Origin of the sequence: Bacillus cabrialesii, assembly GCF_004124315.2 — a bacterium.
Classification (GTDB): Bacteria; Bacillota; Bacilli; order Bacillales; family Bacillaceae; genus Bacillus; species Bacillus cabrialesii.
Genome location: NZ_CP096889.1, coordinates 2,862,383 through 2,886,828, shown reverse-complemented (window position 1 = coordinate 2,886,828; position 24,446 = coordinate 2,862,383). Strand labels below are relative to the sequence as shown.

Sequence of the window (24,446 nt, the reverse complement as noted above, 5' to 3'; positions counted from 1 at the left end):
AGGATATTGAATGACGGAGCGAAAAAAATTAGTGCTTGTAGACGGAAACAGTCTGGCTTACCGGGCGTTTTTTGCATTGCCGCTGTTAAGCAATGATAAAGGTATTCATACGAATGCCGTATATGGGTTTGCAATGATTTTGATGAAGATGCTTGAGGATGAAAAACCGACGCACATGCTTGTTGCCTTTGATGCCGGGAAAACAACATTTCGTCACGGCACATTTAAAGAATATAAAGGCGGCAGACAGAAAACCCCGCCTGAGCTTTCCGAACAAATGCCGTTTATCCGCGAGCTGCTGGATGCCTACCAGGTCAGCCGCTATGAACTGGAACAATACGAAGCTGACGATATTATCGGCACACTGGCCAAAACGGCTGAAAAAGAAGGATTTGAAGTAAAGGTTTTCTCGGGAGATAAGGACTTAACTCAGCTGGCAACAGACAAAACGACAGTTGCCATTACGAGAAAAGGAATTACCGACGTTGAATTTTACACGCCGGAGCACGTCAAAGAGAAATACGGGCTTACGCCTGAACAAATCATTGACATGAAGGGTCTGATGGGTGATTCCTCAGATAATATTCCGGGTGTGCCCGGCGTAGGAGAGAAGACAGCGATTAAGCTCTTAAAACAGTTCGATTCCGTTGAAAAACTGCTCGAGTCCATTGACGAGGTGAGCGGAAAGAAACTGAAGGAAAAGCTTGAGGAATTTAAGGATCAGGCATTGATGAGCAAGGAGCTTGCGACAATTATGACGGATGCGCCGATTGAAGTATCCGTTTCCGGATTGGAATATCAAGGTTTTAATCGTGAGCAGGTCATTGCCATCTTTAAAGATCTAGGATTCAACACGCTTCTTGAACGTCTTGGGGAAGACAGCGAAGAAGCGGAGCAGGATCAGGCGTTAGAAGACATTAATGTCAAAACCGTCACAGACGTAACAAGCGGAATATTGGTTTCTCCATCCGCCTTTGTCGTTGAACAGATTGGCGACAATTATCATGAAGAGCCGATTCTCGGATTTTCGATTGTCAATGAAACGGGCTCTTATTTTATTCCGAAAGACATCGCCGTGGAGTCTGAAGTGTTCAAGGAATGGGTGGAAAATGACGAGCAGAAGAAATGGGTTTTCGATAGCAAGCGGGCTGTTGTCGCTTTGCGTTGGCAGGGCATTGAACTGAAAGGGGCCGAGTTTGATACGCTTCTTGCGGCATATATTATCAATCCGGGCAATTCATATGATGACGTTGCGAGTGTGGCCAAGGATTACGGCCTGCATATCGTATCAAGCGACGAATCGGTTTACGGCAAAGGGGCAAAACGGGCGGTTCCGTCAGAAGATGTACTGTCTGAGCACCTTGTCCGAAAAGCGTTAGCGATTCAAAGCCTGCGGGAAAAGCTCGTTCAGGAGCTGGAGAACAACGATCAGCTTGAGCTGTTTGAAGAGCTCGAAATGCCGCTCGCTCTTATCCTCGGCGAAATGGAATCAACTGGTGTCAAGGTCGATGTTGACCGTTTAAAACGAATGGGTGAAGAACTGGGCGCGAAGCTGAAGGAATATGAAGAAAAAATCCATGAGATTGCGGGAGAGCCGTTTAATATCAATTCTCCGAAGCAGCTTGGCGTCATCTTGTTTGAAAAGATCGGCCTGCCTGTCGTGAAAAAAACGAAAACTGGCTATTCAACGTCTGCCGATGTGCTTGAAAAGCTGGCTGACAAGCATGATATTGTCGACTATATTTTGCAGTACAGACAAATCGGCAAGCTTCAATCGACATATATCGAAGGGCTTTTAAAGGTGACGAGACCTGATTCGCATAAGGTGCACACGCGCTTTAACCAGGCTTTAACGCAAACAGGGCGTCTCAGCTCGACTGATCCGAATCTGCAAAACATTCCGATCAGGCTTGAGGAAGGGCGCAAAATCCGCCAAGCTTTTGTGTCGTCTGAAAAAGACTGGCTCATTTTTGCAGCTGATTACTCACAAATCGAGCTGCGGGTGCTTGCCCATATTTCAAAGGATCAAAATCTTATCGAAGCTTTTACGAATGATATGGATATTCATACGAAAACGGCAATGGATGTTTTCCATGTCGCCGAGGATGAAGTGACATCGGCGATGAGACGTCAGGCGAAAGCGGTCAACTTTGGCATCGTATACGGCATCAGCGATTACGGGCTGTCACAGAACCTTGGCATTACCAGAAAGGAAGCGGGAGCGTTCATCGACCGCTATTTGGAAAGCTTCCAAGGCGTAAAAGCGTACATGGAAGATTCAGTTCAGGACGCGAAGCAAAAAGGATACGTGACAACGCTCATGCATCGCCGCCGCTACATTCCTGAACTGACGAGCCGAAACTTTAATATCCGCAGTTTTGCGGAACGGACTGCAATGAATACGCCGATTCAAGGAAGCGCCGCTGATATAATCAAAAAAGCCATGATTGATATGGCTGCCAAGCTGAAAGAAAAACAGCTGAAGGCAAGGCTGCTCCTTCAAGTTCACGATGAATTGATTTTTGAAGCGCCGCAGGAAGAAATTGAAATTCTAGAGAAGCTTGTTCCTGAAGTGATGGAGCATGCGCTTGCATTAGATGTGCCATTAAAGGTGGACTATGCATCAGGCCCATCTTGGTACGATGCGAAATAAACAGAGATAGGAAGTGATGGATGTGCCGGAATTACCAGAGGTTGAAACGGTCCGGCGCACTCTGACCGGGCTTGTAAAGGGAAAAACAATCAAATCGGTAGAGATCAGATGGCCGAATATCATCAAACGGCCTGCCGAACCGGAGGAATTTGCGCGAAATCTAGCAGGAGAAACGATACAGTCTATCGGAAGACGGGGAAAGTTTTTGCTGTTTCATTTAGATCATTATGTTATGGTTTCCCACCTGCGAATGGAAGGGAAATACGGGCTTCATCAAGCGAAGGAGCCAGACGATAAACACGTGCATGTCATATTCACGATGACAGATGGAACCCAGCTTCGTTACAGGGATGTGCGGAAGTTTGGAACCATGCACTTATTTAATCCGGGAGAGGAAGCGGGCGAGCTCCCTCTTTCTCAATTAGGGCCGGAGCCGGATGCAGAAGAATTTACGAGTGCGTATTTAAAAGACCGGCTTGCCAAAACAAACCGTGCAGTCAAAACCGCCCTGCTGGATCAAAAAACAGTTGTCGGACTCGGGAACATTTATGTGGACGAGGCTCTTTTCAGAGCGGGTGTCCATCCTGAAACAAAAGCAAATCAATTATCAGACAAGACAATCAAAACACTTCACGCTGAAATCAAAAACACCTTGCAGGAAGCGATAGACGCGGGCGGCAGCACTGTTCGCTCGTATATCAACTCCCAAGGAGAAATCGGAATGTTCCAGCTTCAGCATTTTGTATACGGAAAAAAAGACCAGCCGTGCAAAAATTGCGGAACGATGATTTCAAAAATCGTCGTTGGAGGCAGGGGCACGCATTTTTGCGCCAAGTGCCAGAAAAAAAGCAGATAATGCTTCATCGTCCAAGCTGTCGGTGCATATATCAGTAACTCTGCAATAGAGAATGCCATTTTCGAAACACGGATTTTTCACTTTCCCATATGTATGATGGTGATGAATCCCGGGCATTTCACATCTGATACAAGAGCACCAACAGAAAGGAAGAAACGGATATGCAAATGGTTTCTATACTGCTGCTGGCGTTGGCTGTCAGCTTGGACAGTTTTTCAGTCGGATTTACGTACGGATTGAGAAAAATGAAAATACCGTTTAAAGCGATTTTGGTTATCGCCTGCTGTTCCGGTGCTGTCATGTTTATATCCATGCTGATCGGAAGCTTTCTCACAAAGTTTTTTCCTGTATATGTGACGGAGAAGCTTGGCGGTTTGATATTGGTTGGAATCGGGGCGTGGGTTCTGTATCAATTTTTTAAACCGGCAAAAGACAAAGAATACTTATTGCATGAAAAAACGCTGCTCAATTTAGAGGTTCGGTCATTAGGAATTGTGATTCATATTTTGAGAAAACCCATGAGTGCGGATATCGACAAATCGGGTGTGATCAATGGAATTGAGGCGGTCTTATTGGGATTCGCCTTATCAATTGATGCCTTCGGAGCAGGGATAGGGGCAGCCATTCTCGGTTTTTCACCGATTGTGATGAGCATCGCCGTGGCCATCATGAGCTCGCTGTTTGTATCAATCGGAATCAACGCCGGCCATTTTCTGTCTAAGTGGAAATGGATTGATAAAATGGCGTTTTTGCCGGGGCTTCTGCTGATCACGATTGGGCTCTGGAAATTGTAAAAAGGAGTGGATCTCTTGACCTTAGTCATTGGTTTAACGGGAGGCATAGCCAGCGGCAAAAGCACGGTCGCCAATATGCTGATTGAAAAAGGAATAACAGTTATAGATGCAGATATCATTGCCAAACAAGCGGTAGATAAAGGGATGCCGGCCTACCGGCAAATCATTGACGAATTCGGCAGAGACATTCTGCTTCCAAACGGTGATATAGATCGAAAAAAACTTGGGGCACTGGTATTTACAAATGAAGAAAAGCGACTTGCCTTAAATGCAATTGTTCATCCCGCAGTCAGGCAGGAAATGCTTAAGCGCCGTGATGAAGCGATCGCAAATCGTGAGGCATTTGTTGTGTTGGATATCCCGCTTTTATTCGAAAGCAAATTGGAATCATTAGTTGATAAAATTATTGTGGTCAGTGTGACAAAGGAGCTTCAGCTGGAACGTCTGATGAAGCGAAATCAGCTGACGGAAGAAGAAGCGGTCAGCCGTATCCGCTCTCAAATGCCCCTGGAAGAAAAAACAGCAAGAGCAGATCAAGTCATCGACAACAGCGGCACGCTCGAAGAGACCAAACAGCAGCTTGATGACATCATCAGCCGTTGGACATAATAAAACACCGTTCATATTGAACGGTGTTTTTGCCATTAAAAATCAAAGTTGTCGGGATCAGGACCGACGCGCAGGTTTTCATTCAGCGCATCAATTCGGTTCATATCATCCTGTGTTAACTCAAAGTCAAATACGCTGGCATTTTCTTTAATGCGGTGTTCCTTCGTTGATTTAGGAATCGTAATAACGCCATGCTGCAGATCCCAGCGCAAAATGATTTGTGCCACGGATTTGTTATAGGCTTGAGCGATGTCTGCCAGTACAGGGTGATCCAGCAGCTGCCCCTGCATTAAAGGTGACCAAGCTTCCATCTGGATGCCTTGTTTTTGGCAGTATGCCATCAGCTCTTTTTGTGTAAGGCGCGGGTGAAATTCCACTTGGTTGATCATGGGCTTCATTTCAGCAGCAGCCATCAGGTCTTCAAGATGATGGATTTGGAAGTTGCTCACGCCGATCGCTTTGACACGGCCTTCTTTATACAGCGTTTCAAGCGCTCTCCAAGCTTCTTTATATTTTCCTTCTACAGGCCAGTGGATAAGATATAGATCTAAATAATCCAAACCGAGTTTTGACAGGCTTGTTTCAAATGCGGCGAGTGTTTCCTCGTATCCTAGATCCGCATTCCATACTTTCGATGTAATAAACAGATCCTCTCTTGAAATCCCTGCTTCTTCAATGCCTTGCCGAAGCCCTTCTCCGACTCCAGCTTCATTTCCGTAGATAGCGGCTGTATCGATACTGCGATATCCATGGGCAATTGCAGTTTTAACCGCGTTTACCAGTTCAGATCCTTCTTCCACTTGGAAGACGCCAAGGCCGAACCAAGGCATTTTTACTCCGTTATAAAGTGTTGCAGTTGCTTGTAAATGTGTTGTCATGTTGATTTCCTCCTTAAAAATTGTCAGGCTTCCTGCCGATCCCGATTTTCCATCAAGCGGCTCCAGCCTGTTAAGATAACTGCGCCGACTACCATTAATCCGCCTATCCAAGCGGTGTGAATCAGACCGATTGAATCGGTGATCACACCTCCAAGATAGGAGCCAAGCGCAATCCCTGCATTAAAGGCAGCGATATTCATCGCGGATGCGACATCAACTGCACTCGGGACAAAACGCTCAGCAAGCATGACGACATACACCTGAAGGCCCGGCACATTCATAAAGGCCAGCAAGCCCATACAGAGAATGGTGATCAGTCCTGCTATTTGAAATGGAGCCGTAAATGTGAGTACAAACAGAACAATTGCCTGTACAATAAACATATAGAATAAAGCTGCAATCGGATTTCGGTTTGACAGCTTTCCGCCAATCATATTGCCGATTGCGATAGCAATTCCATATCCGAGCAGGATTACTGCCACAGTTCCGGCTTTGAAGCCTGTTACTTCCTGAAGCAGGGGAGACAGATACGTGAAAACAACGAATGTTCCTCCGTATCCAAGCGCTGTAATGACAAATAAAAGCAATAACCGGCCGTTTGTCACAAGCTTCAATTGATCCCGCATTGTTGTTTTCGTCCCTTTTCGTAATTTGGATGGGACAAGAATGCCATTTGTAATGAAAGCGATGATTCCGACTGCGATAATGACCATAAAGGCAAAACGCCAGCCGAATTGCTGGCCGATGAACGTCCCGAAAGGAACTCCGGTAACAGTTGCCACAGTGAGGCCTGTAAACATAATCGAAATCGCGCTGGCCCTTTTATTCTCAGGGACAATATCCGCTGCGATCGTCGAACCGATCGACATAAACACACCGTGTGAAAAAGCGGATATCACACGTGCTGCTAATAAAATCCCGATGCTTGAAGCGGTAGCGGCCATCGTATTCCCGGCAATAAAAATAAACATGATCCAAAGCAATAGTGTCTTTCGTGACATGCTTGAAGTCAATGAAGTTAATATAGGCGCACCGAATGTAACACCAAGCGCGTATAGGGAAACGGTCAATCCCGCCGTTGTGACCGGAATGTGCAGGTCATCAGAAATCAGCGGCAAAAGGCCGACGCTGATAAATTCGGTTGTCCCTATGGCGAACGCACTTACGGCCAAAGCCAGGAGTGCAGGAATGCTGCTTTTGTTGGCTGAAGTCATCATGTTCCTCCTTTGTGATGTGTTGTATGATTGAAATTCTGCCGAGTAAGCTATATAAATAAAAAAGAGCAGATTCAAATCAGCCGGCAAATGTGATTATGCAAGATATCATCAAGAAAGAAAAGTACGTACTTTTAAGTGCTATAGTCACTTTTTAGTGCCTGTAAGGAGAATGAACTGTATGGAGAAGAAAAAATATAACATTTCTGTTGAAGCGACTCTTGAAGTGATCGGCGGGAAATGGAAATGCGTCATTTTATGCCATCTGACGCACGGAAAAAAACGCACGAGTGAATTAAAGCGCCTGATGCCCAACATCACGCAAAAAATGCTGACTCAGCAGCTTCGTGAGCTGGAAGCGGACGGTGTCATTAACCGGATCGTGTACAATCAGGTTCCTCCCAAAGTGGAATACGAGCTCAGCGAATACGGCCGCAGCTTAGAAGGGATTTTAGACATGCTGTGTGATTGGGGAGCGAATCATATTAACAGAGTGTACGGGGATACATTTTCTGTGTTAGAAGAAAGTGTGCTCAATGATAAGTTAAAACAGGAATCATAAAAAGAGCAGTCAGTGTGGAGCGCTGGCTGCTTTTTTGGTTCTTGCGCCTGATTTTGTGTGCAAGAAAATATATCATGCATCATAAATTAGCATTATAATCGTTGATTTTTATCAATATGTACTGGCGAATTCGTTTTAATGTGTTATACTAATTGTAGATGAAAACAAATTAGGATGGCATAATTGATAAGGGGTGTCCAACATGAAGGTAAAAGTAGCGATAAACGGGTTTGGGAGAATCGGAAGAATGGTTTTTAGAAAAGCAATGTTAGACGATCAAATTCAAGTAGTGGCCATTAATGCCAGCTATTCCGCTGAGACGCTGGCTCATTTAATAAAGTATGACACAATTCACGGCAGGTACGACAAAGAGGTTATGGCTGGTGAAGACAGCCTGATCGTGAATGGAAAGAAAGTGCTTTTGTTAAACAGCCGTGATCCAAAACAGCTGCCTTGGCGGGAATATGATATTGACATTGTCGTCGAAGCCACAGGAAAGTTTAATTCAAAAGATAAAGCGATGGGCCATATAGAAGCGGGCGCGAAAAAAGTCATTTTGACTGCTCCTGGAAAAAATGAAGACGTTACCATTGTGATGGGAGTAAACGAAGACCAATTCGACGCTGAACGCCATGTCATTATTTCAAATGCATCGTGTACGACAAACTGCCTTGCGCCTGTTGTAAAAGTGTTGGATGAAGAATTTGGCATTGAGAGCGGGCTGATGACCACAGTTCACGCGTATACGAATGACCAGAAAAATATTGATAATCCGCACAAAGATTTGCGCCGTGCGCGGGCATGCGGTGAATCCATTATTCCGACGACAACAGGAGCGGCAAAGGCGCTTTCACTTGTGCTGCCGCATCTGAAAGGAAAGCTTCACGGCCTCGCCTTGCGCGTCCCTGTTCCGAACGTCTCATTGGTCGATCTCGTTGTCGATCTGAAAACTGATGTAACGGCTGAAGAGGTAAACGAGGCATTTAAACGGGCATCCAAAACGTCGATGTACGGTGTTCTTGATTATTCAGATGAACCGCTCGTTTCGGCTGACTATAATACAAATCCGCATTCAGCGGTCATTGACGGGCTTACGACAATGGTAATGGAAGACAGAAAAGTAAAGGTGCTCGCATGGTATGACAACGAATGGGGCTACTCATGCAGAGTCGTTGATTTGATCCGCCATGTAGCGGCACGAATGAAACATCCGTCTGCTGTATAAAATAAGGTCATGGACGCATTTTGAAGAAAATACCCTTAACAGCATATTTCTGAAAAAACGCACCTTGCAAATTAGACTTAAACACAGTATACTATTTTTCGTGAACTTCTTGCTTGAGACTGTTTCGGAATTACTTAAAGGGTTAGGACCTCTCCGGACTAACTTTCCCCCGTGGTAAATGGCCGACCCAGTTGTTGGAATTTCACTTTTTAATTCTTGTTAAGGGGGGTCCATGACTATGGAAACAATGGGGCGTCACGTTATCTCCGAGCTATGGGGATGCGATTTTGATAAGCTGAATGACATGGATTTTATTGAAAAAACGTTTGTAAATGCTGCTCTAAAATCAGGTGCTGAGGTGCGCGAGGTTGCATTTCACAAATTTGCACCGCAAGGCGTAAGCGGAGTTGTGATTATTTCTGAATCACACTTAACGATTCACAGTTTTCCTGAGCACGGATATGCGAGCATTGATGTTTATACTTGTGGAGACTTAGATCCTAATGTCGCTGCTGACTACATCGCAGAGGCATTACATGCTGATACAAGAGAAAACATTGAAATACCAAGAGGAATGGGGCCTGTGCAAATTAAACAGGCGCAAGCGAAAGTACTATAGTAAACACGAACACAAAGGGAGCTGAAGCTAGAAAGCCGTTATGCGCTTTTTAGCTTATGCTCCTTTTATTTTTATAAAGAAATAAGGGCGGTCAGCTTTTTCTTTTTTCATTTTTTTTGTAAAATAAGAAATATATTTTCACAAATAACCTGATGCTGTAGTCACAGCTTACACAACGGCTCTCCCGACAGATGGCTGTCACATTTATTTTGAAAAGGCGGAGGCTGCCGAAAATACATTGCAGGGAACGAAATAGTTGGGAGCTGATTTTATTGAAATGTCCTTCATGCCAGCATAACGGAACGCGCGTCCTTGATTCACGGCCTGTGGATGACGGAAAATCGATTCGCCGAAGACGCGAGTGTGAATCCTGCCACTACCGGTTTACGACTTTTGAGAAAGTGGAGGAAACCCCTCTCATTGTCGTGAAAAAAGAAGGCGTGCGTGAGGAATTCAGCAGAGAAAAAATGCTGCGCGGCCTCATAAAAGCGTGCGAAAAAAGGCCTGTCCCGCTCAAAACGCTTGAAGACATGTGTTTTGATATTGAAAAAGAACTTCGCAATCAAGGCTGCTCCGAGGTGAAAAGCGAGCTCGTCGGAGAGATGGTGATGGACCGGCTGGCTAAGATTGATGAAGTCGCGTATGTGCGGTTCGCGTCCGTCTATCGGCAATTTAAAGATATAAACGTCTTTATCGACGAATTAAAGGATTTAATAAAGAAAGAGCGTTAAAAGAGCTAAGAGGATTCTTCTAGCTCTTTTCTCATGTGCAAAATTGGCATTTGATAGATATAAGAAACGGTGTAAAATGAAAGGTAGAAACAAATTCGGAAGGTTTGAGAATGTATGGCTGACTATTGGAAAGATGTACTGCCTGTGGATCCGTATGTGGTCAAAAGCAGATCGATGCTGCAGGATATCGACAGACAAATTATCACACAACTGTATCAGCCCTTAATCGGACCTGTTGCATTCTCTCTTTATATGACATTGTGGGGAGAGCTAGAACAAAACCGTCTGTGGGGCGGAGAATCCACACATAGACAGCTGATGGGGATGACGCAGTCCAACTTAAAAGCGATCCATCAGGAACAGGGGAAGCTCGAGGGCATCGGATTGCTGAGAGTATATTTGAAAGAATCCGAGCGGCAGGAGCGCCTCTTTATATATGAACTCCTTCCGCCGCTCAGGCCAAATGAATTTTTTGAAGACGGAATGCTGAATGTTTTTCTGTACAATAGAGTCGGAAAAACGAAATATCAGCAATTAAAACAATTTTTCACTCACCCGGCCATTTCAGAAGATGCGAAAGACATTACGCGGCCGTTTAATCATGCGTTTGAATCGCTGCAGCCGAGTGAATGGAAGCTCACATCTGATATGAAGGAAACGGTGAGTCTTGCACAGGGCACAGAATACACTTCTGTCGGGCAAGCCCCGTCCTACACCATAACGGAAGAAGTGTTTGATTTTGATTTGTTTTTAGCGGGACTTTCTGAGACGATGATTCCGAGAAAAGCGATGACCCAGCAGGTGCGGGACACAATTAAAAAGCTTTCCTATCTTTATGAAATAGACCCTTTGCAGATGCAAAATGTCGTGATGAGCGCGATTGATGAGCGTGACGTCATTACGACGGAGGCTTTAAGAAAAGCGGCCAGCGACTGGTATCAAATCGAAAGAAACGGACAGCTGCCTGACTTAGTGGAAAAGACACAGCCGGTGCATCTTCGTGAAGGCGAAAAACCGGCAGAAGGGGACTCGCTGGACGGGAAGCTGATCGCTTTGCTTGAGGCGATTTCTCCGAAAAAGCTTCTCCAAGACATTGCTGACGGAACAGAACCGTCAAAAGCTGATCTGAAAATTATAGAAGAAATTATGTTTGAACAGAAGCTCGAGCCAGGCGTTACTAATGTGTTGATTTATTATGTCATGCTGAAAACCGACATGAAACTGTCGAAAAACTATATCCAAAAAATCGCCTCGCATTGGGCGCGCAAAAAGGTAAAAACGGTCAGAGAAGCGATGAAGCTCGCGATAGAAGAAAACCGCCAATACCTTGAATGGGCTGAAGGAAAAGCAAATCAGCCTTCAAAACGAAACCAAAAAGTGGTTCGCGAAGAAAAAATTCCTGATTGGATGAAAGAAAAGGAGACAGCGTCCGATTCAGAATCCAAACAGCAGAAGCTGCAGCCGCAGGATTTAGAAGAACAGAAGAAAAAGATGATGGAAGAAATGCAAAAACTGAAAAAATACTCTGCCTATTAAAGACAGAGATGCGGGGTGAAGTAATAGATGGAACCAATCGGCCGTTCCCTGCAGGGCGTTACCGGCAGACCGGATTTCCAAAAACGCCTTGAACAAATGAAGGAAAAAGTCATGAAGGATCAAGATGTTCAGGCATTTTTGAAGGATAACGAAGAAATAATTGACCAACAAATGATCGAAAAGAGCTTAAATAAGCTTTATGAATATATCGGGCAAAGCAAGAATTGCTCCTATTGTTCGGAAGATGAAAATTGCAATAATCTGTTGGAGGGCTACCATCCGAAGCTTGTTGTCAATGGCCGGTCTATTGATATCGAGTATTATGAATGTCCTGTCAAACGGAAGCTCGACCAGCAGAAAAAACAAAAGTCTCTTATGAAAAGCATGTATATCCAGCAGGATCTTCTCGGAGCGACATTCCAGCAGGTTGATATCAGCGATCCGAGCAGGCTCGCGATGTTCCAGCATGTTACAGATTTTCTCAAAAGCTATAATGAGACGGGAAAAGGGAAAGGACTGTACTTATACGGGAAATTCGGGGTAGGAAAAACGTTTATGCTCGCTGCAATTGCCAATGAGCTGGCGGAAAAAGAGTATTCCTCCATGATCGTCTATGTGCCCGAATTTGTGAGAGAGCTCAAGAATTCGCTTCAAGACCATTCATTGGAAGAGAAGCTCAATATGGTCAAAACAACACCTGTATTGATGCTTGATGACATCGGAGCGGAATCAATGACGAGCTGGGTAAGGGATGAAGTCATCGGAACGGTGCTTCAGCACAGAATGTCCCAGCAGCTGCCGACTTTCTTTTCTTCTAATTTCTCACCTGACGAACTGAAGCATCATTTCACGTATTCGCAAAGGGGAGAAAAGGAAGAAGTAAAAGCGGCGAGATTAATGGAGCGGATATTATATTTGGCTGCTCCGATCCGCCTTGACGGAGAAAACCGCCGCCATCCGTAATCGCTGCGGTTCAAAGGGGAAGGAAATGAGGGTATGAAACGAAAAACCGCTCTTAAATGGCTGGCAGTGCTGGCCGTTGCAGGTTTAATCTTTTGGGGAAATAAAAGGTATTTGAATGTATCGCCGAAAGAGATCAGGGTATGGGTATTGTCATTCGGGGTTTTTGCACCGCTGATGTTTATCGGGATATCCATCATCAGACCTCTTGTTTTATTTCCGGTGTCTGTTATTTCTATAGCGGGCGGACTTGCGTTTGGCCCGCTTCTCGGCACGCTTTACACATTATTCGGTTCAATGTGCGCTTCTGCTGTATCATTTTTTGCGGCCGGTTTGTTTGCGGCGAAAAAGAACGGCCATTACGAAAAGCTGGAAGCCATTCAGAAGCAAATGGAGGATAACGGATTTTTTTATATTTTTCTCTTAAGAATCCTGCCGATCAATTTTGATTTCGTCAGCTATGCGGCAGGTCTTTCCAATGTCAAAGCGCTGCCGTATTTTGCGGCGACGGCAGCGGGAATCATCCCTGGGACCCTTGCGCTTAATGTGCTGGGTGCGAGCTTTTTGGCCGGCAACCTGCCCGCTTTCTTACTGGTGCTTGTTTTGTATATCGTGTTTATCTCGCTGCCGTTTATCTTCAGAAAGAAAATGCAAAATTTGTTTCAGGAATCAAATTAAGATTTGCCAATGACCTTTACGTCTATTTTAAAAACATCCCCCATATACTTGTAACAGATGCCGTAAGGGGGGACAAACATGCTTGAAATAATCTTTGAAGATGACCATGATGCAGTCGCTTTTTTACATCTGATTCAGCATTCGGACGATCGGAACAATATCATTGTCCGTGAAGGCATACGAAAAATCGGGATTGAAAAAGCGAAGCCGGCTTTCTCTGTTCAGCGTTTTATGGAGCCGATTCTGGTCAAATTTTTTTTAGAATGCAAAGAAGACGAGTATATGCTGTCGTTGATTGAGGAAACATACTGCTTCACGGACCATGATGAACAGCAGCAAATCCTTCAGCTCGCACACAGTATTATTGAGGGAGAAGCGGACGATCTTCCGTTTGAGCCCTTGAAGCTTTCACGGAAACAATCTATTTTGGATGAACTCCAAACGATTTGTTTAGAGGAAGGGGTATTTTCCATTCGTTCCTTTCAGACCTTCCGACTTGGACAATACTACAAGCAGCTGAGAGACATTACGGAAGCGGCGATAGATGAATATAAGATGGAACAGGAATATCAAAATTTTATTCAAACACTTAGAGACTATGTAACAGCCAAACAGCCGCGAATCAAAAAGGTGCACATTGTCCATGATGGTTCATTTACATTATGGGAGCTGCGCTATGTGCCGGAACGGGAAAAAATGAAATACATAGACAGGCGATTTGTCCGGGATCATCCTATGTATATTGATTCTCATTTGTTGGCGCCGCTGATTTCCATCGCGCCTGATGAAGTGGTTCTTTATACCGACCAGCCGGAGCATATGATGGCAAGAACCATTCAAAACGTATTTCAAGAGCGAATGGAAATGCTTCCGCTGCACGCTTTTTCAGACAGAGAAATACCGATGAAGCACTCGGAAGGATAGGAGCCGGCAGCCTGTAAAGATAAGGCTGTCGGTTTGAAAAAAATGAAATGCGATCGTGTTGATTTTTTGGAATGAACAATTTATAATACATAGGAGATTAAGAAAGACACACGTATTGATAAGGACATGAAGGAATGATACCGGCTCAAAGAGAGGGAAGCCCCGGCTGCAAGCTTCCCAGCTAAGGACCATTCGCTTTACCGCCTTTGAACTTCAGCTGTGAACCCCTTGATAAGGAACAGTAATGGCTGACGGGAACTCCCGTTACAGAGCTTAGAGCCGCAGGTGCCGAAGTATAGGCTTTGCGGAAAAAAGGGTGGAACCACGATTCCGTTTATTCAACCTCGTCCCTTTCATAGGGGGCGGGGTTTTTATATGCAAAAAAAGGAGTGACATAGATGTCAGATATGGTAAAAATCACATTCCCTGATGGAGCAGTCAAGGAGTTTGCGAAAGGAACAACAACAGAAGATATCGCGGCATCCATCAGTCCGGGATTAAAGAAGAAATCATTAGCCGGAAAACTGAACGGAAAAGAAATCGATCTGAAAACGCCGATCAATGAAGACGGTACAGTGGAAATCATTACAGAAGGCTCGGAAGAAGGTCTTCAAATTATGCGCCACAGTACGGCTCACTTGCTGGCTCAAGCGATTAAACGCATCTACAAAGATGTCAAATTCGGTGTCGGTCCGGTCATCGAAAACGGTTTTTATTATGATGTAGAAATGGAAGAGGCGATTACGCCGGAGGATCTGCCGAAGATCGAGAAAGAAATGAAAAAAATCGTCAATGCGAACCTTCCGATCGTTCGAAAAGAAGTCAGCCGTGAAGAAGCGAAAGCCCGTTTTGCAGAAATCGGCGACGACCTCAAGCTTGAACTATTGGATGCGATTCCTGAAGGAGAAACCGTTTCAATCTATGAGCAAGGCGAATTCTTTGACCTGTGCCGCGGTGTGCACGTTCCTTCAACAGGAAAAATCAAAGAGTTTAAGCTGTTAAGCCTTGCAGGCGCATACTGGCGCGGTGACAGCAATAACCAAATGCTTCAGCGCGTATACGGCACAGCTTTCTTCAAAAAAGCTGATCTTGAAGAGCATCTTCGCATGCTTGAAGAAGCGAAAGAGCGTGACCACAGAAAGCTCGGCAAAGAATTAAAGCTGTTTGCGAACTCTCAAAAAGTCGGACAAGGCCTGCCGCTTTGGCTGCCAAAAGGCGCGACAATCCGCCGCGTCATCGAGCGCTACATTGTTGATAAAGAAATCAGCCTCGGCTATGAGCATGTATACACACCTGTGCTTGGGAGCAAAGAGCTGTATGAAACATCAGGACACTGGGATCATTATCAGGAAGGCATGTTCCCTCCGATGGAAATGGACAATGAAACACTTGTATTGCGTCCGATGAACTGCCCGCACCATATGATGATTTACAAACAAGACATTCACAGCTACCGCGAGCTTCCGATTCGTATTGCGGAGCTGGGAACGATGCACCGCTATGAAATGTCAGGTGCGCTGTCAGGGCTTCAGCGCGTACGTGGCATGACGTTAAATGATGCACACATCTTTGTGCGCCCGGATCAAATTAAGGATGAGTTTATCCGTACAGTCCGTTTAATCCAGGATGTATATGAAGATTTCGGTTTAAGTGATTACACATTCCGTCTGTCTTACCGTGATCCGGAAGATACAGAGAAATATTTTGATGACGATGAAATGTGGAACAAAGCGCAATCCATGCTGAAGTCTGCAATGGACGAAATCGGCCACGACTATTATGAAGCAGAAGGTGAAGCGGCATTTTACGGCCCTAAACTTGATGTTCAGGTGAAAACAGCGATCGGCAAAGAAGAAACCTTGTCTACAGTTCAGCTTGACTTCTTATTGCCTGAACGTTTCGATCTGACTTATATCGGTGAAGACGGCAAGCAGCACCGTCCGGTTGTTATTCACAGAGGTGTCGTATCAACAATGGAACGCTTTGTTGCCTTCTTAATCGAAGAACACAAAGGCGCGCTGCCAACATGGCTTGCACCGGTTCAATTCCAAGTCATCCCGGTTTCTCCGGCAGTGCATTTAGACTACGCGAAAAAAGTGCAGGAACGCCTGCAGCGTGAAGGCCTTCGCGTAGAAGTAGACAGCCGTGATGAAAAAATCGGCTATAAAATCCGTGAAGCGCAAATGCAAAAAATCCCGTACATGCTTGTGGTCGGTGACCAAGAAGCCGAAAACGGCGCGGTAAACGTCCGTAAGTACGGAGAGCAGAACTCCGAAACCATTTCACTTGATGATTTTGTGAAAAAGGCAGTAGCTGAAGCGAAAAAATAACATAAAAAAGCATGATCTCATTGAAGAGATCATGCTTTTTTTATTTCTCTAATAAAGGAAACAAATCATGAAGGCTGCTGATGATGTAATCAGGCGTCACATCGGTTTCGTTTTTCTTATCTGTCCGGTTGATCCAAACGGTTTTGATTCCAGCTCTTGAAGCGCCTAAAATATCCGTATTCAAATTATCGCCGACCATGATCGCATCGTCTTTTTCGATATTCATCAGCTTAAGGCAGTGTTCAAAAATGGAAACATCCGGTTTTCCTTTGCCGAAAGCGCCTGAGATGACGATTTCATTGAAATAAGGGGCGAGTTCAGGCACGCCGGCGAGCTTCTCCTTTTGCAGACTCGGATCGCCGTTTGTCAAAAGCAGCAATTCATATTTGCCTTTTAATTGATCGAGCACAGCGAATGTTTCATCATATACAAACGGGCGTTTTCTGCGCTCTGCCGCGAAAAACTCTCCCAAGTATTCGCCATATGCGGGATCATCGATGCCAAGCGTTTTCAGCCCGTTTGTCCATGCGTTTCTTCTGTACTCGGGCACAATCTTGTTCAGCTTCTGAAATCCTTCACTGATCGGTTCTGAGAAATTGGACCACAGTCCTTCGAACGGGTTTATGCCGATCATCACTGTATATGGATACGTCTCATAAGACATGTACAATTCTCTAGCCGCTTCACGAACAGCTGCTTCGAATTCCTGCGGATCAAGGCCATATTTTTTCTCCGCCTGTAAGCAAGTTTCTGCAAATGTTGTTCTGACGCTTTTTTCGTCCCAAAGTAGTGTGTCGTCTAAATCAAAAAATACGGCTTTCATGATCTTCTCCTCTGCTTCAGATTCAAATCTTTCTGCCAAAAGGCTCATGTTTTATTTTACAATAGATAAAAGCCTTGTGGAAATATGTTTTCAGATGATTTTAAAAAAACAGTCAGCCATGAAATGAAAACATGCTAGAATGAAGACGGAAAGAACAGGTGACATGCATGATCCATTTAATGATTATGATGCTTGAGAGGGTAGGAATTATCGTTATATTGGGCTTCATTCTCGCCCATACGAAGCTTTTCAGACAGGCTCTCCAAAATCAGGACGGCTATAAAGGAAAAGCGGTTTTAATTTCTATTTTTTCTCTTTTCAGCATCATCAGCAATTATACAGGCATCGAAATTCAAAAAAATATGATTGTAAACAATGACTGGGTGTTTGCGATAGATCCATCCGGCTCGATCGCGAATACCCGTATTTTGGGCGTGGAAATCGGAGGCCTTCTCGGAGGTCCGTTTGTAGGGGCAGGGATCGGTATTCTGGCGGGCCTGCATCGCTTTTCGCTAGGCGGCAGCACGGCCTTAAGCTGTGCGGTATCGTCCGTTTTAGCGGGGGTTCTTGCAGGCTTGATCGGCAGGTATTTTACGAAGCGCTATCGAATGCCGACACCGCGCATCGCCGCTCTTGTGGGAATCGGCATGGAGACACTGCAAATGGTGATTATTTTGCTGATGGCAAAGCCATTCAGTGACGCTTGGGAGCTGGTCAGCATGATCGGGATTCCGATGATACTCATCAATGGAACAGGCAGTTTTATTTTCCTGTCGATTATTCAGGCGATCATTCGCAAGGAAGAGCAGGCAAGGGCGCTTGAAACGCATAGAGTGCTGACGATTGCCGACCAGACGCTCCCATTTTTCCGCCAAGGACTCAATGAAAACTCCTGTAAAAGTGTGGCGGCCATTATCCATAAACTGACCGGAACAGATGCTGTGTCTCTCACTGACAAAGAAAAGATCCTTGCGCATGTCGGCGCGGGAATGGATCACCACATCCCATCCAAAAGCTTGATTACCGGCTTGTCCAAAAAGGTGATTAAAACAGGAGAAATCATGAAGGCCATTTCTCAGGAAGAGATTGAATGCACGCATTCTGAATGTCCTTTGCACGCGGCGATCGTGCTGCCGCTGACATCAAACGGCAACACGATCGGGACCTTAAAAATGTATTTTAAAAACCCGGCAGGCCTTAGCCAGGTAGAGGAGGAGCTTGCTGAAGGGCTGGCTATGCTGTTTTCGACACAGCTTGAGCTTGGGGAAGCGGAGCTCCAAAGCAAACTTCTCAAGGATGCTGAAATCAAAGCGCTGCAAGCACAGGTCAATCCGCATTTTTTATTTAATGCGATCAACACGATTTCTGCGTTATGCCGCTCGGATGTTGAAAAAACCCGTAAGCTCTTATTGCAGCTCAGTGTTTATTTTCGTTCAAACCTTCAAGGAGCCAGACAGCTGCTGATACCGCTCTCAAAGGAGCTGAACCACCTTCACGCTTATTTATCACTAGAACAGGCGCGTTTTCCCGGGAAATATAAGATTGAGCTCAATATCGACAGCAGGCTGGAACAGATTGAAATCCCGCCGTTTGTTCTGCAAGTGCTTGTGGAGAATGCGCTTCGGCATGCGTTTCCGAAAAAACAAGACATGTGCAAGGTTACGGTCTGTGTCTTATCTGAGGATACAGCAGTCTATTTGAAGGTGACCGATAACGGACGCGGAATTCCGCCTGACATCCTCCCGGAACTGGGAAAGAAACCATTTCCATCTAAGGAGGGAACCGGTACAGCGCTTTGTAACCTGAATCAGCGGCTGGTCGGTTTATTCGGACAGCAGGCCGCACTGAATATCAGGAGTGAGGTTCATAAAGGGACAGAGGTTTCCTTTCGAGTGCCAATGCAACAGATGAAAGAGGGAGAAGAACATGCTCAGGGTGTTAATAGTTGATGATGAGATGCTGGCAAGGGATGAACTGGCTTACTTGCTCAAGCGGAACAATGAGGAAATAGAAATCAATGAAGCGGAAAATATTGAATCCGCTTTTGACCAAATGATGGATCAAAAACCTGATTTGCTGTTTTTAGACGTTGATTTATCCGGAGAAAACGGTTTTGATATCGCAAAGCGATTGAAGAAAATGAAGCATCCTCCTGCTGTTGTGTTTGCGACAGCGTATGACCAATACGCGCTCAAAGCGTTTGAGGTGGACGCTCTTGATTATTTAACCAAGCCTTTCGATGAGGAAAGAATTCAGCAAACGCTGAAAAAATATAAAAAAGTAAATCGGGATATTGTAGAAGCAGATCAGAGCAGCCATTCCGGCCAGCACAAACTCGCGCTGTCTGTAGGAGAATCGATTGTGATCGTAGATACGAAGGACATTATCTATGCCGGAACGGAAGATCGTCATGTGAATGTAAAAACCTTTGATACATCTTATACGGTCAGCGATACGCTCGTTGTCATTGAGAAAAAGCTGCCTGATGCTGATTTTATCCGCGTCCATCGGAGCTTTGTCGTCAATACCGAATATATTAAAGAAATTCAGCCATGGTTTAATTCAACGTATAACTTGATCATGAAAGACGGCTCAAAAATCCCGGTGAGCCGGACATATGCGAAGGAATTGAAAAAGCTGCTCCATATTTGATGGGCGGCTTTTTGCATTTCAGCCATTTGATTCTGCAACTCAGTCCGGCTATTCGGCATGTTATCTTGTAAGCGCTTCATAATGGGAGGTTTTTATTTATAATGGGGGTACCAAAGAGAAAGAGGTGAAGAAAATGAGTGCTAAAAAAGTGTACGGGTTTTTAACACAAGCATTTATTTTTGCCGTCATTATGCTGGTTTCAAATATGATTGCCGCTATTGTCCCAATACCTATCCCGGCATCGGTTGTAGGGCTGGTCTTATTATTTCTCCTATTATGTTTGAAAGTCATTAAACTGGAACAAGTAGAAACGCTCGGAACGTCTTTAACCTCTCTGATCGGATTTTTATTTGTCCCGTCAGGTATATCTGTTATGAATTCACTTGGTGTGATGCAGCAGTACGGTCTGCAAATCGTTCTTGTCATTCTGCTTGCAACAATCATTTTGCTGGGGGCTACGGGATTATTTTCTCAGATGATTCTTTCGCTGAGCGGAAAACGCAAAACTGAAGTTGACATGAAAACAAAAACAGTGCAAAGCCCGCAGAACAATAAAGAACTCGTTCACCATTAAGGAAACAGGAGGTTCATCACATGGAAAGCACAATGAGTCCTTATTTCGGAATTGTCGTATCACTTGCTGCATTCGGCATCGGCACCTTTTTATTTAAGAGAACGAAAGGATTCTTCCTTTTCACTCCTTTGTTTGTGGCCATGGTGCTGGGGATCGCATTTTTAAAAATCGGCGGTTTTTCCTACGCGGACTATAATAACGGGGGAGAAATCATTAAGTTTTTCCTTGAACCTGCAACGATCGCATTTGCCATTCCTTTGTACAAACAAAGAGATAAGCTGAAAAAATATTGGTGGCAAATCATGGCCTCCATTATTGCCGGCTCTATCTGCTCTGTCACGATTGTTTATTTGCTCGCTAAAGGCATTCATCTCGATTCGGCCGTAATGAAAAGCATGCTTCCGCAGGCGGCTACAACGGCGATTGCTCTTCCTTTATCAAAAGATATCGGAGGCATCAGCGATATCACTGCCTTTGCGGTCATCTTTAACGCTGTCATTGTGTATGCGCTCGGAGCTTTGTTCTTGAAGGTGTTTAAAGTAAAGAATCCGATTTCTAAAGGATTGGCTCTTGGAACATCCGGACATGCACTTGGTGTAGCGGTCGGGATTGAGATGGGAGAAGTTGAAGCTGCTATGGCAAGCATTGCTGTTGTCGTAGTAGGAGTGGTAACGGTTCTGGTCATCCCTGTGTTCGTGCAGCTGATCGGAGGATAAGCCAAGGCTGAATGCCTTGGCTTTTTTTATTTTATGGTGCGTCTTCGGGATCGATATACCCTTGTTTAATGCCCCATTCTACTTGATCGTCATGCCACTTTTTTCGTTCTTCATAACCATAACCATCGTCATCAGGAAGCTCTGAAGCTGGCTGTTGAATGGTTTTATCCGTCTGACTCGAGGAAGATGGTGGATCTTGACTATTAGATGAGGGTGCCTCGGTCTGCTGCCGTTGTGCCTGTGATTGCCGCTTTTTCTCAGCGTTCGCTTTCTGCTCTTTTTTGATTGCTGCCTGCCGCTGTCTTTCAAGTTCAGCTTGTCTTTTTGCTTCCGCTAATCGCTGATTCTCTGCCGCCTGCTGCTCTGTCAATCGCTGTCTCTCCGCTTTTTCCTCCTGCTGTTTCTTTCGTTTCGCCTCCCGTTCCTTTTCAAGCTTTTTCTCGGCGGCGATTTGTCTTTGCTTTTCAGCTTCTTCTTTTGCCTTCCGCTTTCCTAACTCAGTAGCGAGTGGACTCTCGAACTTCATGTCTAATGAAACGGGTTTTAGTTTTTTTAGCTCTTTCTCCAGCTCCTTTTGAGGAAATGCTGCAGTTGTCTTAACAGTTTCGACTTTTGATTCGGAAGATGTGCTGCTATTCGAGCAACCGGTTAATATCAATGTGAAAAATAAAGCAAGCTGTATCAGTTTGTTCATGTGTCAGGCTCCCTTCTGCTTCTTATATCGGTCAGAGATTAACTTTGTTTTACATTTCTTCCTGTCGGTGGTTTTGTTGTAAATTGCGAAATCAGGGGGGAATTGTTGGCTCTTTGCATTCTGGGTGGGGATGAAAGATTTTCTTTTTCTCTCTTGCGCTCATAGAAAACCCGTGTTACAATGTAAAAGTTGTTCCGGATAAGTCGTCCTTGACTAAAGATCCGGTATTGTGTAGAATAGTTATTGAATTGAATATAAATCACAAGCAGAAGCACCCGCTTCTCACCTGATTGACACATGCATGTAGTTGGCAGGTTGACCGTACATTTTTATTGATACAGATGTTCGTAGTGTGGGTGTTTTATAATGCCCACACTTTTTGTTTGCCTGCAGAATGCAGTCAAAATGAGTTGTGAATCAATTCGAAGAAACTATGGAGGTGGCTCATTATTAGCAAAGATCAATTGGTTAATGAGGGTATCCGTGCACGTGAGGTCCGTTTAATCGGACAAAATGGCGACCAGCTTGGAATCAAGTCCCGTCAGGAAGCACTTGAAATCGCCGGCCGCGCAAATCTTGACCTTGTGTTAGTTGCAGCGAATGCAAAACCGCCTGTCTGCCGCATCATGGACTACGGAAAGTTCAGATTCGAGCAGCAGAAAAAGGATAAAGAAGCACGCAAAAATCAAAAAATCATTAACTTAAAAGAAGTTAGATTAAGCCCGACAATCGATGAGCACGACTTTAACACGAAGTTGCGCAATGCGATTAAATTCCTTGAAAAAGGCGATAAAGTGAAAGCTTCTATCCGCTTTAAAGGACGCGCAATCACTCATAAAGAAATCGGCCAGCGTGTGTTAGACCGTTTTTCTGAAGCATGTGCTGAGGTTGCGACAGTCGAAACAAAACCAAAAATGGACGGCCGCAGCATGTTCTTAATGCTCGCGCCGAAAAACGAAAAGCAATAAGGAGGAAATCCCATGCCAAAAATGAAAACTCACCGCGGATCTGCTAAACGTTTTAAAAAGACAGGTTCTGGGAAGTTAAAACGTTCTCATGCATACACAAGTCACTTATTCGCCAACAAATCTCAAAAGCAAAAGCGTAAGCTTCGCAAGAGTGCTGTTGTAAGCGCAGGAGACTTCAAACGTATCAAACAAATGCTTGCTAACATCAAGTAATCGGATAAGGAACAATTAGGAGGGAAATTTAATGCCAAGAGTAAAAGGCGGAACTGTTACACGTAAGCGTCGTAAAAAGGTTCTTAAATTAGCAAAAGGTTATTTCGGTTCAAAACATACATTATACAAAGTAGCTAACCAGCAGGTCATGAAATCTGGAAACTATGCTTTCCGTGACCGTCGTCAGAAAAAACGTGATTTCCGTAAGCTTTGGATCACTCGTATCAACGCAGCTGCTCGCATGAACGGTCTTTCTTACAGCCGTTTAATGCACGGTCTTAAGCTTTCTGGTATCGAAGTAAACCGTAAAATGCTTGCTGATCTTGCTGTAAACGATCTTACTGCGTTCAATCAGCTTGCTGATGCTGCTAAAGCTCAATTAAACAAGTAATTATATAGAGCCGCTCTCCAGCAGAGCGGCTTTTTTATATAAAGGATGAGGCTACATGGTTATTGCTGTCTATTTGGTGCTGATGAATCTATGCGGTTTTTGGGTGATGGGCGTTGACAAACGAAAAGCGCAGCAGCACAAATGGAGAATTTCTGAAGACCGGCTGTGGCTGATAGCGATCGTGTTTGGAGCGCTCGGTATCTGGCTCGGCATGCAGACCTTCAGGCATAAAACGAAACACGCGTCTTTTAAGTACGGAGTGCCGCTTCTTCTGGTAATTGAAGCGATCTTGATCGGCATTTATTACAGCCCGTTTGATTTATAAAAAGCAGAAAAGCGTTTAGCGCTCTTCTGCTTTTTTTGCGAGTTTAATGGGCTGGTCCCAGTCAATCTTACAATTTGGATATCGTTCCAGCACTTTTTCTTCAATGTTCTCAAAATCTTTTGCAGAGAAATGCTTCAGCTTCTCGGGAGATTCTGTCCAGACAAAGATCGTGTGGATAAATAGCGGGTGATCCTTGGAAGGAATATGCTTTTCTCCTTCAAAAAGCACGCCTTTATACGTCAGCTGAAAGTTTTTTCGGGTATTGTTCTGTTCATCGATAATATAAAAATGTTCTTTTGATTGGGCCATCTTGAGCCTTCTCTTTGGATTCGCGACATATTTGACCGCAGCATAAATACAATAAGCAAAAAGTGCAAGCAATATAATCCTTAGAACCATGACAAACATTGTGTGAAGGCACCCCCTTATTGTGATGATCTGATGTAATACGAAGAGCATAGAAAAAGGTTTCACTTTTTCTAAAAAAAGTTCTAAAAACATATACCCGATTTTCAAGTGAA

25 protein-coding genes, 1 pseudogene and 1 other annotated feature are annotated in these 24,446 nt (G+C 44.6%); of the genes and pseudogenes, 21 read left to right on the top strand and 5 right to left on the bottom strand.

Going from position 1 to position 24,446, the window contains the following annotated elements; genetic code table 11:
* Nucleotides 1–10: 10 nt before the first annotated feature.
* From polA to coaE, 4 genes and pseudogenes are all read left to right on the top strand, one after another.
* Complete coding sequence (gene polA, locus EFK13_RS14795; RefSeq protein ID WP_129507945.1) at nt 11–2,653, top strand: DNA polymerase I; 2,643 nt, start codon at nt 11–13, stop codon at nt 2,651–2,653.
* Nucleotides 2,654–2,675: 22 nt separating this feature from the next.
* Entirely contained in the window at nt 2,676–3,509 is an 834-nt protein-coding gene (mutM, locus tag EFK13_RS14790; RefSeq protein ID WP_129507946.1) for a DNA-formamidopyrimidine glycosylase, read from the top strand.
* A 143-nt stretch (nt 3,510–3,652) separates the two neighbouring features.
* A pseudogene (gene ytaF, locus EFK13_RS14785) lies at nt 3,653–4,303 on the top strand (sporulation membrane protein YtaF); the annotation flags it as partial.
* Nucleotides 4,304–4,318: 15 nt separating this feature from the next.
* On the top strand, nt 4,319–4,912 hold the full coding sequence (gene coaE, locus EFK13_RS14780) for a dephospho-CoA kinase (protein WP_129507947.1): 594 nt from the start codon (nt 4,319–4,321) through the stop codon (nt 4,910–4,912).
* A gap of 35 nt (nt 4,913–4,947) precedes the next feature.
* Here the strand turns inward: coaE and ytbE are convergent, their stop codons facing one another.
* Nucleotides 4,948–5,790, bottom strand: coding sequence for an aldo/keto reductase YtbE (ytbE, locus tag EFK13_RS14775; protein WP_129507948.1), 843 nt, complete (start codon nt 5,788–5,790; stop codon nt 4,948–4,950).
* 23 nt (nt 5,791–5,813) lie between these two features.
* The gene (locus EFK13_RS14770; protein ID WP_129508061.1) at nt 5,814–7,058 is read right to left on the bottom strand and encodes an MFS transporter; all 1,245 of its coding nucleotides are present in this window, start codon (nt 7,056–7,058) and stop codon (nt 5,814–5,816) included.
* 127 nt (nt 7,059–7,185) lie between these two features.
* On the opposite strand from EFK13_RS14770, the gene EFK13_RS14765 reads away from it, so the two are divergent.
* The 9 genes from EFK13_RS14765 (at nt 7,186) to thrS (ending at nt 16,569) form a co-directional block, all read left to right on the top strand.
* Complete coding sequence (locus EFK13_RS14765) at nt 7,186–7,566, top strand: winged helix-turn-helix transcriptional regulator (protein WP_024714554.1); 381 nt, start codon at nt 7,186–7,188, stop codon at nt 7,564–7,566.
* 202 nt (nt 7,567–7,768) lie between these two features.
* On the top strand, nt 7,769–8,791 hold the full coding sequence (locus EFK13_RS14760) for a glyceraldehyde-3-phosphate dehydrogenase (protein ID WP_129507949.1): 1,023 nt from the start codon (nt 7,769–7,771) through the stop codon (nt 8,789–8,791).
* Between the two features lie 238 nt (nt 8,792–9,029).
* Complete coding sequence (speD, locus tag EFK13_RS14755) at nt 9,030–9,410, top strand: adenosylmethionine decarboxylase (protein WP_003223584.1); 381 nt, start codon at nt 9,030–9,032, stop codon at nt 9,408–9,410.
* Nucleotides 9,411–9,682: 272 nt separating this feature from the next.
* The gene (gene nrdR / locus EFK13_RS14750) at nt 9,683–10,141 is read left to right on the top strand and encodes a transcriptional regulator NrdR (protein WP_010329700.1); all 459 of its coding nucleotides are present in this window, start codon (nt 9,683–9,685) and stop codon (nt 10,139–10,141) included.
* Nucleotides 10,142–10,255: 114 nt separating this feature from the next.
* Complete coding sequence (gene dnaB, locus EFK13_RS14745; RefSeq protein WP_129507950.1) at nt 10,256–11,677, top strand: replicative helicase loading/DNA remodeling protein DnaB; 1,422 nt, start codon at nt 10,256–10,258, stop codon at nt 11,675–11,677.
* A 27-nt stretch (nt 11,678–11,704) separates the two neighbouring features.
* A complete protein-coding gene (dnaI, locus tag EFK13_RS14740; protein WP_129507951.1) occupies nt 11,705–12,640 on the top strand; it encodes a primosomal protein DnaI in 936 nt (311 codons plus the stop codon).
* A 33-nt stretch (nt 12,641–12,673) separates the two neighbouring features.
* Nucleotides 12,674–13,315, top strand: a complete 642-nt coding sequence (locus EFK13_RS14735) for a TVP38/TMEM64 family protein (protein WP_129507952.1) — start codon at nt 12,674–12,676, stop codon at nt 13,313–13,315.
* Between the two features lie 78 nt (nt 13,316–13,393).
* The gene (gene ytxC, locus EFK13_RS14730) at nt 13,394–14,239 is read left to right on the top strand and encodes a putative sporulation protein YtxC (RefSeq protein ID WP_129507953.1); all 846 of its coding nucleotides are present in this window, start codon (nt 13,394–13,396) and stop codon (nt 14,237–14,239) included.
* Between the two features lie 398 nt (nt 14,240–14,637).
* Nucleotides 14,638–16,569, top strand: a complete 1,932-nt coding sequence (gene thrS / locus EFK13_RS14725; protein WP_129507954.1) for a threonine--tRNA ligase — start codon at nt 14,638–14,640, stop codon at nt 16,567–16,569.
* Between the two features lie 40 nt (nt 16,570–16,609).
* On the opposite strand, the gene EFK13_RS14720 is transcribed toward thrS, so the two are convergent.
* The gene (locus EFK13_RS14720; RefSeq protein WP_129507955.1) at nt 16,610–17,392 is read right to left on the bottom strand and encodes an HAD family hydrolase; all 783 of its coding nucleotides are present in this window, start codon (nt 17,390–17,392) and stop codon (nt 16,610–16,612) included.
* Nucleotides 17,393–17,559: 167 nt separating this feature from the next.
* Here EFK13_RS14720 and lytS point away from each other — a divergent pair, with 167 nt between their 5' ends.
* The 4 genes from lytS to lrgB all read left to right on the top strand — a co-directional run bounded on the left by lytS (nt 17,560) and on the right by lrgB (nt 21,334).
* A complete protein-coding gene (gene lytS, locus EFK13_RS14715; RefSeq protein WP_129507956.1) occupies nt 17,560–19,341 on the top strand; it encodes a two-component system sensor histidine kinase LytS in 1,782 nt (593 codons plus the stop codon).
* Nucleotides 19,319–20,044 (top strand): two-component system response regulator LytT, encoded by a 726-nt coding sequence (gene lytT, locus EFK13_RS14710; protein WP_129507957.1) that lies wholly within the window; start codon nt 19,319–19,321, stop codon nt 20,042–20,044. Before lytS ends, lytT begins: the two co-directional genes overlap by 23 nt.
* 133 nt (nt 20,045–20,177) lie before the next feature.
* Nucleotides 20,178–20,618: an antiholin-like murein hydrolase modulator LrgA gene (gene lrgA, locus EFK13_RS14705; protein WP_129507958.1), complete on the top strand. Its 441-nt coding sequence runs from the start codon at nt 20,178–20,180 to the stop codon at nt 20,616–20,618.
* A 20-nt stretch (nt 20,619–20,638) separates the two neighbouring features.
* Nucleotides 20,639–21,334 carry an antiholin-like protein LrgB gene (lrgB, locus tag EFK13_RS14700; protein WP_129507959.1) on the top strand — a complete coding sequence of 232 codons (696 nt, stop codon included), beginning with the start codon at nt 20,639–20,641 and terminating at the stop codon, nt 21,332–21,334.
* A 31-nt stretch (nt 21,335–21,365) separates the two neighbouring features.
* Here the strand turns inward: lrgB and EFK13_RS14695 are convergent, their stop codons facing one another.
* Nucleotides 21,366–22,028, bottom strand: a complete 663-nt coding sequence (locus tag EFK13_RS14695) for a hypothetical protein (protein WP_129507960.1) — start codon at nt 22,026–22,028, stop codon at nt 21,366–21,368.
* A gap of 257 nt (nt 22,029–22,285) precedes the next feature.
* Nucleotides 22,286–22,416: a sequence feature (ribosomal protein L20 leader region), on the top strand.
* A gap of 58 nt (nt 22,417–22,474) precedes the next feature.
* Here EFK13_RS14695 and infC point away from each other — a divergent pair.
* The 4 genes from infC to EFK13_RS14675 are packed head-to-tail and all read left to right on the top strand — an operon-like array spanning nt 22,475 to nt 23,925.
* A complete protein-coding gene (infC, locus tag EFK13_RS14690) occupies nt 22,475–22,996 on the top strand; it encodes a translation initiation factor IF-3 (RefSeq protein ID WP_071543361.1) in 522 nt (173 codons plus the stop codon).
* Between the two features lie 12 nt (nt 22,997–23,008).
* Nucleotides 23,009–23,209 (top strand): 50S ribosomal protein L35, encoded by a 201-nt coding sequence (rpmI, locus tag EFK13_RS14685; protein WP_003222418.1) that lies wholly within the window; start codon nt 23,009–23,011, stop codon nt 23,207–23,209.
* A 31-nt stretch (nt 23,210–23,240) separates the two neighbouring features.
* Nucleotides 23,241–23,600 carry a 50S ribosomal protein L20 gene (rplT, locus tag EFK13_RS14680; protein ID WP_003222420.1) on the top strand — a complete coding sequence of 120 codons (360 nt, stop codon included), beginning with the start codon at nt 23,241–23,243 and terminating at the stop codon, nt 23,598–23,600.
* Nucleotides 23,601–23,655: 55 nt separating this feature from the next.
* Nucleotides 23,656–23,925: a DUF1294 domain-containing protein gene (locus tag EFK13_RS14675; protein WP_014664923.1), complete on the top strand. Its 270-nt coding sequence runs from the start codon at nt 23,656–23,658 to the stop codon at nt 23,923–23,925.
* Between the two features lie 15 nt (nt 23,926–23,940).
* On the opposite strand, the gene ysdB is transcribed toward EFK13_RS14675, so the two are convergent.
* Nucleotides 23,941–24,333: a sigma W pathway protein YsdB gene (ysdB, locus tag EFK13_RS14670; protein ID WP_129507961.1), complete on the bottom strand. Its 393-nt coding sequence runs from the start codon at nt 24,331–24,333 to the stop codon at nt 23,941–23,943.
* Between the last annotated feature and the right edge of the window lie 113 nt (nt 24,334–24,446).